Consider the following 8,621-nt stretch of genomic DNA (forward strand, 5'->3'; position numbering starts at 1 on the left):
GGAAACAATGGAAAAATCCCAAAACCAGGGTTCGCAACCTTGAGAAACTTGGTATTGCTCACCAGGATGCCATGCTATGCGGCAATGCCCGCAAAAAGTATTGGCACATGAGTAAAATCAAATGGGTGGCCATTGCCATGCCTGAACGATATTTTATTGATCAAGGATTATATCTGCCTGGGAACTGATTCATAAAATCAGCCGAACCGCCCTGGTACGAGATCCGTATGCCGGGTGGTGTGGGAGGGCTCCTCAGTGATGGGGAGTCCTATCCCGATTGCCATCGGCGTCCTTCCTGTTGACCCACCAGGTAAAATTGATGAGCAGCTTGTGGAATATGCCCTCCAAAAAGCGCCTGTCGGCGACGCCCTGTTGCTTGGCATCAATTTTCTAGCAGTAAGATCGCCGGATGCGCCGAAAATGACGATGGTAAAAGGTGTGTCGGTTTTCATGCCTTCCCCCTTGCTGGGTGTTTTTGTATGCAGGTCACTATACCTTTCTGGTTTCTGGTCCCCTGAACTTTTTCTGATAGAACGCCAACAACTTTTTGACAGTGATCGGAAAAAGACCGAGAATTGCAAAAGAAATCAGTACGCCCGGGGATAATATTCCGGACAATGAATCGATCTTGGCCAGCTCCTTGCCGGCATTGACATAAACGATCGTTCCGGCCAGCATGCCGACCTGAGACACCCAGAAAAACGTCCGCAGGGGCATTGACGTAAGCCCCATGATCAGATTGATGACAAAAAAGGGGAAAACCGGAACCAGACGAAGGGTGAACAGATAAAAGGAGCCCTCCTTGGCAATGCCGGCGTTGATGGCTGCCAGCTTATCCCCGAACTTGCCCTGGACCCATTCTCGCAGCAAAAATCGGGAGACCAGACAGGCCAGAGTGGCACCGATGGTGCTGGCAAAGGAGACCACCACGGTCCCGGCCACCAGACCGAACAGGCCGCCGCCGGCCAGCGTGAGAACCGCAGCGCCGGGCAGCGACAGTGCCGTAACCCCTATATAGATAATCATATACACGGCAATGACCGAAAAACGATTGGAGAGATAGAGCGCCTGAAACCTCTCCTGGGAAGCTTTGATATAATCAAGGGTGAGGTATTGCCCTAGATCAAAGTACCGGAAGGCCACCACCCCCAGGCCAATCAGCACCACAATGGCAGCCTTTTTAATCATTTTATGCTTTTTATTACCGGATTCCATTTTATGTTCCTCCATTTTCGCTGCAATCCCCTCAATGCCGGGATAGCAGACTGTCCGGATTTCGAAGAAAGGAGCCAAAGCCAGGCGAATGTGAAGATAGCGGTTGATTGAATTGATTTCATGTTACCCCCTTGTGGTAGTTCGTGCATGCGCCTTCAGACCAGGCCTGCCGCTGCGGCCCTGTCGAGAAACCACTCCAACTTGCCGTCTGATGGCTTTACCAGTTGGGACGGCAGTGGCGGTCTCTTCCCGTTTGAGTTAAGCACCCTCGATAATATACTGGCCTTTTGCTCCCCGGCCGCTACGAACAGAACGCTGCGCGCATTATTTATCACGGGCAGGGTTATCGTGATCCGGATGGGCGGGGGCTTGGGCGCATCTGTCACCGGCAGCACCCAGCGTTGGGTCTCGCCCAGCACCGGATGGTTCGGAAACAAAGAGGCCGTGTGGCCGTCTGGGCCGATGCCCAGCAGGATCAGGTCAAACCTCGGCCATGGTCCGGATTCGGGTTTCAGCACATTTCTCATGAGGTTTTCATAGGTTTGTGCGGTCGCCGCAGGCGCCAGCGAATCGTCAGCAGCATAAATCTGTCCGGCCGGGATCCCGACATGGGTCAGGAGTCGTCGATTCGCAAGATTGTAATTGGAATCCGGACTCTCTTTGGGCACCCATCGTTCGTCAGCCCAGAAAATATGCCAGGCAGACCAGTCTATATCAGCGCTTAAGGTTGCCAGGGGCGGTCCGATGATGTTTATGAGCGAACCGCCTGACAGGGCCACGCAGAATCTGCCGCGCCTGGCCACGGCATCGGTTTCCTGGCGGACGATGTAAGCGGCCAGGGCGGACGACAGTTTCTCGTGGTTGGAAAAAACATTTATTTCAGGCTGTGATTTCTCTCTCATATCGAGTCATCTAAATTGAAGCCAAACTATCCCATGAGTTTTTTGGCAATTTCGGTGACATGTTTGCCCTGAAAGCGCGCTGCCTCCAACTCGTTCCCACTGGGCATTCGCTCACCGGATCCCCCTGCGATTGTTGAAGCGCCATATGGCGAACCGCCTGTTACTTCATCAATGCGCATCTGTCCTTGAAAAGCATAGGGCAACCCCACGATCACAAAACCGTGGTGCAAAAGCGAGACATGAAACGAGAGTATGGTGGATTCCTGGCCGCCGTGCTGCGTGGCGCTGCTCGTAAATACACTGCCCACTTTGCCCACCAGGGCCCCCTGGGCCCAGAGCCCGCCGGTGGCGTCCAGAAACTGGCGCATCTGCCCGCACATATTGCCGAAGCGGGTCGGTGTGCCGAAGATGACGGCATCGGCCCCGGCAAGCTCGTCAACCGTGCAGACGGGTATATGGGCCATTGCTTGTTGGGCATCGACCGCCCCCATCTTCTCAAGGACATCTTCAGGCAGGGTTTCCGGTACGCGCCGCAATACGGCTTCGGCGCCAACGACCTGTCCGACCCCTTCTGCAATCGCTTCCGCCATCTTGTGTACGTGGCCATAGGTAGAGTAGTAAACGATCAATATTCTCATTGAATGATCCTCCTGTTATCGGTTTTGCTGCCTACTTTTCAATGTTCGGAATAAACGGCGGGGTAACTTAAACTTTTAGAGCTATGGATACCAAATCATTTTACATTGACTAAACAAAAAAAATGATGAAGAGTAAATACGGGTTTCTACTCATATGTTAGGATAAAGATATGTAGTTTCTACTGATTTTATATCGCACTGGACCTGTTTCATAGCTGCAGTACAGGCGCATGAATTTTTAATTTTGAAATCCATGGCGGTCCTCTCCTTCAGAGTAAGTTGATACCAGGTCGATGAATACCCAAGAATCAACTATATTAGAGGATAACCGTATTTTCCCATGGGCTTGCCCCGCGAACAAAAAGTAAATTTTAAATTGCTGAAACCGGTTATTTACCAGCAATCCCAGCCGTGGTAAATAGTTGATTAAAAACGTTTCGCATGGCCGGGGACCATAGTTTCGATTATTTACCTTTGTTTAATAGTATAGTAATTTTTTATCAACTCACAGCCTGCCTGAAGGGCGATAATTTAAGGAAACGTCCATGTCATCAAATAACAGTGGGACCGCTTCCGGACGACTGGGTACGTTTGCCGGTGTTTTCACGCCAAGTATTTTGACCATCCTCGGGATTATTCTTTTCCTGCGTTTGGGATATGTGGTGGGGGCTGCCGGGCTTGGTCAGGCTTTGATTATCATTGCCGTGGCTAATCTGATTTCCGTTCTGACCAGCTTTTCTTTGGCTGCCATTGCCACCAATATGAAGGTGGGCGGCGGCGGTGATTATTACCTGATTTCAAGAACCCTTGGCATAGAGTTCGGCGGGGCCATCGGCATTGTGCTGTTTTTAGCCCAGTCCGTGTCCATTGCCTTTTACTGCATTGGTTTCGGGGAGGCCTTGGCCGCCATTCTCGGCCTGAGCGGCCATGTTACGGTACAGCTTATTGCCGGTGCGGCGTTGCTGTTCCTGTTTCTGCTGGCATGGATCGGCGCGGATCTGGCCACCAAGTTCCAGTATGTGGTCATGGTGTTTTTGATCCTGGCGCTTCTATCCTTTTACATTGGCGGTATCCGGCAATGGGATACCGGACTTTTGATGGAGAACTGGGGTGCCGGGGAAAGCACGGCCTCCTTTTGGATCCTGTTTGCCCTGTTTTTTCCGGCAGTGACCGGATTTACCCAGGGGGTGAGCATGTCCGGCGATCTTGAAGATCCGGGTAAAAGCCTGCCCACAGGGACTTTTGCTGCGGTTTTTCTTTCTATACTGGTCTATTTCTCCGTGGCTGTGGTGTTTGCCGCTTCCACACCTTTGAAAACCCTGGCCGGTGATTACGGGGCCATGAAACAGATCGCCATGTATGGCTGGCTGATCAATGGCGGTGTGATTGCCGCCACCCTCTCTTCGGCCATGGCCTCTTTTCTTGGTGCGCCAAGAATTTTAAAGTCCCTGGCATCGGATAAGATATTTTCTTTTCTTGTTCCCTTTGCCAAGGGCTATGGGCCGTCCGGCAATCCCCGCCGGGGAGTGCTGCTGTCGTTCGGGATTGCTGTGGCCACTGTTTTTATGGGCCAGTTGGACCTGATTGCAGGCGTGGTCTCCATGTTTTTCCTGATCTCCTACGGCTTGCTCAACTATGCCACCTATTTTGAAGCATCTGCCGAAACCCCGTCCTTCAGGCCCCGGTTCAGATGGTACAGTAAAAAGATCAGCCTTGTGGGCGCGTTGATTTGTCTGGGCGTGATGTTGGCCATTGATTTTAAAACCGGGATTGCTGCCGTGGCCATCTTGTTTGCCGTTTTTCAGTATCTCAAACGGGTGTCGGCCCCTGCAAGGTGGGCGGACAGCCGGCGGTCCTACCATCTTAAGCTGGTCAGGGATAATCTGATGGGTGCACAAAAGGATCCCGAACACCCAAGGGACTGGCGGCCTTATGTCCTCGCATTCTCCAATGACGAAGAACATATGAAGCCGTTACTGGATTTCTCCGCTCTGATTGAGGGGAAAAGCGGTATTACAACAGCCGTGCGGATTATTCAGGCCCGGGGATACCGTGCCGTAAAACTTAAGGCAGAGGGGGAAAAGGAGCTGGCCCGGATCATTTCTGAGAAAGAAAGTTCTGCCTTTTCCCTTGTACTCTCTTCGGAGTATGCAACCAATGGCCTGTCCGTGTTGTGCCAGAGCTTTGGCCTTGGGCCGGTCAAGGCCAATACCGTGCTTTTGAACTGGCATGAGCAGTATGTCAAGAATGATGATCCTGTCCGGTTCCACGACTACCGGGAGTTGATCCGGCCGGCAGTCCAGTCCGGGTGCAATATCATTCTTTGGGATCAAAAGGAACTGAATGAAGTGCCTGAAAGTTCCGGCAAGCAAAGAACCATTGATGTCTGGTGGAAGGATGACGACACCAGCCGGCTCATGCTTCTTCTTGCCTATCTGATCACAAGAGACGATCATTGGGAAGATGCCCGGATAAGGCTTTTAGCTTGTTATCTTGACCGGGACAACGAGCAGATCATGCAGATGCTAGCCGATACCCTGGATGAGTTCCGTATCCAGGCCGAACCTAAAATTATCCTTGGAATCAATGAAACGGTGTTTTTAAAAACATCCGGGCAGGCCGATTTGGTGTTTATCCCTGTATCCCTGAAAAACGATGATGCCCTGATGTTTGGTGAGTTGCCGGCAGATCAGCTTTTGCCGGGCCTGAAAACGGTGGCCATGGTCATGGCAGCCCAGAAAATCGAACTGGACTCATCCCCGGAAGAGGGCAGGGCCGGTGAACTGGCGCTTTTGTTTGATGAACTCAAGCATGCCCAAAAAAGGGTGGAGGCGGCAAAGAAAAGCGCCCGGCAGGCTGCAAAATCCGCCACGGAATTTATCCAAGATGCCGATGAAATGCAGTTCAATGATCCGAACCTGTTAAAGCATCTTAAAGAAAAGATTGCATTGCAGGAAAAAGCCGAAGAGGCCAATAAAAAGGTGCTTAAGGAACAAGCCAAGCTCAAGGAGATTTCCCAACGGGCCAAGGATGAGGGGCTTGCTGTGGAGAACGAAAATCAGTAATGGCCTATTTCAACTGTTTTACAACCTCTGCGTCCGAGCTGTCGGAATGAATGGTTTCACCAATAATTTTGTTGGTCATATCTTCAAGATATTTGCTTAAGGTTTTTCAGCCAAACAGTTCATCCAGACAATTCCGTCTCTTCCCAGGCCATCTTCGGAAATCATGGTCCGGACAATTTGCAGGTTGTATTTCAGGCATATATTTTTCCACCCCTCCGGTGATAATGTTGTGAATCGCCGGCCTTTAAAATCAAACTCATTTGTCATGACTTCATCCCGCCGGGCCGGGACTGAAAATACAAATCTGCCCTTTGTGGCCAAAAGAGAATTAACAGCAGATATTGTGCTTTCAATTTCCTGTACGGAAAGATGCATTAGAACGGCAACGGCGTATATTCCGTCATACGTTCCTAATTTGCTTGACAGCCCGCCCGGCAGTTTTAAGTGAACTACATGCCCCGAAAGTTCGGGGTGATGTATTTTTGCCTGTTCAACAACAGATGCCGAGCCATCTGTAGCCAGCACCTTAAAGCCCTGGCTGATCATAAAGGCGGCATCCCTGCCTGAGCCGCACCCAAGCTCCAGAAGTCTGCCGCCTGGTTTCAGGCTGGACAAAAGAAAATCATGCAGCTGTATGACATCAGCAGATTCATATCTTTCAGCCACTTTCAAGGCATTTTGATTGTAATAATCTAAAGTTGAATACCCCATTGAACGATTATTTTTCAGCACTCATCCCCTGGAGAATGGCCTTGACCTGGTTGCCGTCGGCTAGTTTGCCAAAATGTTTCATCACAGTTCCCATGGCCTGCATGGGGCTTTTGATGGCAGAAAAATCTATATTGGTTTTTATCCAGGCTTCAATCTCTTCAGTGGTCGCCATCTTGGGCAGATAAGATTCCAAAAGTTCCAGATAATCAGAGGATGTTTCTTTCTTTAGCTCCAGCACGGTTTTTTCAGATTTGACGAATTTTCGGATGATGTTATGAATATCCTCATCTGTTATTTCCCCGGGCGTTTTTGCCCGGGTTGATTTTTTCCCGCTCTCAAGGGTGATGGGAACAGTGATTTCGGGAAACGCCCCCATAATCAATCGCATGGTATCCCTTACCGCTGTATTTTTTTGAAGCATGGATGTTTTCATATCCTGCCGGATTTTATCATAAAGGGATATCCCCATTGATGCATTCCATCCATATTGGGCTGTGTTCTCTGCCATTGCCTGTATTCTCCTCGTATAAAAGGGTTCGATGTTGTTTTTACCTTTAATATTTACCACTATCCGGGAGAAATAAACAGAGCGGCGATTCAATTCAAAGCGGGGTGTTTTTATAAAAAAGTCTGTGTAACCTGCACAGATTCTTTATGTATTAAACCTTGTTCGGATCTATAATTTATGCCCCTTAACAGCCTTCTGTTCTTTCTTGGAAGAAAAAGACCGGCATAAAATATGAAATTTACGAGCGTGTCATTCTTAATATTGATTGACAACGATTAAACCGTTTGTTTTAATTTATAGATAATAAAAGAAAATGCCCTAGTTTTCCCCATCCCATTCTCTTAATTGCAGCTCTTGAAGCCACGGATGGATTAACTTAAATTTAGGATTTCCCATGGAAATTTTTACCAAACTTATTGGCATTTTTACCCCGGTTTTCTTGTTTCTATCCTTATTTGTCCATGATGCTCCGGCCTTTGAATTTGTTCCGCCAAAAGATTTTGTCAGCAAAGAGGCCCTGCCCGTTAAGGACTTGAATTTCGTCAGGACAAAACAGGGACTCACCTATCTTATATCCCGGGACGGCCGCTATGTCTTCCAGGGTCGCCTGATTGACGTCTGGAACGGAAGGGTTCTGGCCAATGTAGATGAATTGAAAAAATTTAAAGAGAGGGTTAACTTTAAATATTTGGGTATATCATCCCAACAGATGTTCACCCTGAGCCTTGGGACAGGTACTGACGAAGTCTTTATTTTTTCAGATCCCAATTGCGGTGTTTGTCACAAACTTTTTGGCAAAATTAAAAAGTCCTCTCTTATAAAGAAAAATTTTAAGATCCATGCCGTGATCACCCCCCTGCTTCACAAGACCAGCATGGCAAAATCAAAGGCACTTGCATCCATGGCCCAAAAAGATCCCGAGGCCGCCATGGATGCCTTTATCAATAATTCGGTGGGTAACGACGGGGCATCCGATCAACCGGTTCCGGGCATTCAATACAACCTGCTTGTGGCCCGGGCCCTGTCCATTCAAAATTTTCCTTTTATTGTCAATGCCCGGGGCCGGATTCATATCGGCATGCCCGAAGATATTCACTTATTTTTATTTAAAAATTAGTCAACAAAAAGAATGCAACAAGAAGGAGTAAGGCCATGAACAAACTTTTCCTGACAATCATAATAGCCGCCGGCCTGATTCTCCCTGCAGAAGTTCTTGCCGGGAGTTCGAATTTCTCAAAAGAAGCCCCGGACCCTATCACCATAACCCTTGCCCGGTATAAAGCCGAAGGATATTCAGTGATTGGGCCGGTTCAATACCTGGGAAAAACAAAGACGAAAATTTTTTTTTACAACCAGCCTTCCGTTTCTTACAAAATACTTCGGATGATAAAGCCGGACGGGCGCATTCCCATTTTCCCGGTCATGCCGCCGGCATTGGATTGTGCGTGGTTGCCATGAGTTTCAAACAATCCCAACGCCCTGCTTTAAAGTATGATCGTAGCATAATCATTTTTTCTGCATTTTCCCGATACCAAAAAGTGCATGGACCTTTCAGACGTAAATTCACCACCCTACGAATTGA

8 protein-coding genes and 1 pseudogene are annotated in these 8,621 nt (G+C 48.9%); 4 read left to right on the top strand and 5 right to left on the bottom strand.

Annotated elements, in window-relative coordinates; all coding sequences use genetic code 11:
* Nucleotides 1-188, top strand: a pseudogene (locus tag B147_RS27260) (group II intron reverse transcriptase/maturase); the annotation flags it as partial.
* Nucleotides 189-489: 301 nt separating this feature from the next.
* Here the strand turns inward: B147_RS27260 and B147_RS0103160 are convergent.
* From B147_RS0103160 to wrbA, 3 genes are all read right to left on the bottom strand, one after another.
* Nucleotides 490-1,230: a TVP38/TMEM64 family protein gene (locus B147_RS0103160; protein ID WP_245568904.1), complete on the bottom strand. Its 741-nt coding sequence runs from the start codon at nt 1,228-1,230 to the stop codon at nt 490-492.
* Between the two features lie 140 nt (nt 1,231-1,370).
* Nucleotides 1,371-2,117: a 6-phosphogluconolactonase gene (gene pgl, locus B147_RS0103165; protein WP_020585801.1), complete on the bottom strand. Its 747-nt coding sequence runs from the start codon at nt 2,115-2,117 to the stop codon at nt 1,371-1,373.
* A 26-nt stretch (nt 2,118-2,143) separates the two neighbouring features.
* Complete coding sequence (wrbA, locus tag B147_RS0103170) at nt 2,144-2,755, bottom strand: NAD(P)H:quinone oxidoreductase (protein ID WP_020585802.1); 612 nt, start codon at nt 2,753-2,755, stop codon at nt 2,144-2,146.
* 545 nt (nt 2,756-3,300) lie between these two features.
* Between wrbA and B147_RS0103175 the strand changes: the two genes are divergently transcribed.
* Nucleotides 3,301-5,820 (top strand): amino acid permease, encoded by a 2,520-nt coding sequence (locus tag B147_RS0103175; RefSeq protein WP_020585803.1) that lies wholly within the window; start codon nt 3,301-3,303, stop codon nt 5,818-5,820.
* Between the two features lie 96 nt (nt 5,821-5,916).
* On the opposite strand, the gene B147_RS0103180 is transcribed toward B147_RS0103175, so the two are convergent.
* The gene (locus B147_RS0103180) at nt 5,917-6,552 is read right to left on the bottom strand and encodes a class I SAM-dependent methyltransferase (protein WP_020585804.1); all 636 of its coding nucleotides are present in this window, start codon (nt 6,550-6,552) and stop codon (nt 5,917-5,919) included.
* The gene (locus B147_RS0103185; RefSeq protein ID WP_020585805.1) at nt 6,539-7,039 is read right to left on the bottom strand and encodes a GatB/YqeY domain-containing protein; all 501 of its coding nucleotides are present in this window, start codon (nt 7,037-7,039) and stop codon (nt 6,539-6,541) included. Before B147_RS0103185 ends, B147_RS0103180 begins: the two co-directional genes overlap by 14 nt.
* A gap of 394 nt (nt 7,040-7,433) precedes the next feature.
* On the opposite strand from B147_RS0103185, the gene B147_RS0103190 reads away from it, so the two are divergent.
* Nucleotides 7,434-8,156 carry a disulfide isomerase DsbC N-terminal domain-containing protein gene (locus B147_RS0103190; protein WP_020585806.1) on the top strand — a complete coding sequence of 241 codons (723 nt, stop codon included), beginning with the start codon at nt 7,434-7,436 and terminating at the stop codon, nt 8,154-8,156.
* A gap of 35 nt (nt 8,157-8,191) precedes the next feature.
* A complete protein-coding gene (locus B147_RS0103195) occupies nt 8,192-8,497 on the top strand; it encodes a hypothetical protein (protein ID WP_020585807.1) in 306 nt (101 codons plus the stop codon).
* Nucleotides 8,498-8,621: the final 124 nt, after the last annotated feature.

Origin of the sequence: Desulfobacter curvatus DSM 3379, assembly GCF_000373985.1 — a bacterium.
In the GTDB taxonomy this organism is placed as follows: domain Bacteria; phylum Desulfobacterota; class Desulfobacteria; order Desulfobacterales; family Desulfobacteraceae; genus Desulfobacter; species Desulfobacter curvatus.

Coding starts and splice junctions, on each gene's coding strand:
- B147_RS0103160 (WP_245568904.1), bottom strand. CDS start 1,230: ATGGAGGAACATAAAATGGAATCCGGTAATAAAAAGCATAAAATGATT.
- B147_RS0103195 (WP_020585807.1), top strand. CDS start 8,192: ATGAACAAACTTTTCCTGACAATCATAATAGCCGCCGGCCTGATTCTC.
- wrbA (WP_020585802.1), bottom strand. CDS start 2,755: ATGAGAATATTGATCGTTTACTACTCTACCTATGGCCACGTACACAAG.
- B147_RS0103190 (WP_020585806.1), top strand. CDS start 7,434: ATGGAAATTTTTACCAAACTTATTGGCATTTTTACCCCGGTTTTCTTG.
- pgl (WP_020585801.1), bottom strand. CDS start 2,117: ATGAGAGAGAAATCACAGCCTGAAATAAATGTTTTTTCCAACCACGAG.
- B147_RS0103175 (WP_020585803.1), top strand. CDS start 3,301: ATGTCATCAAATAACAGTGGGACCGCTTCCGGACGACTGGGTACGTTT.
- B147_RS0103185 (WP_020585805.1), bottom strand. CDS start 7,039: ATGGCAGAGAACACAGCCCAATATGGATGGAATGCATCAATGGGGATA.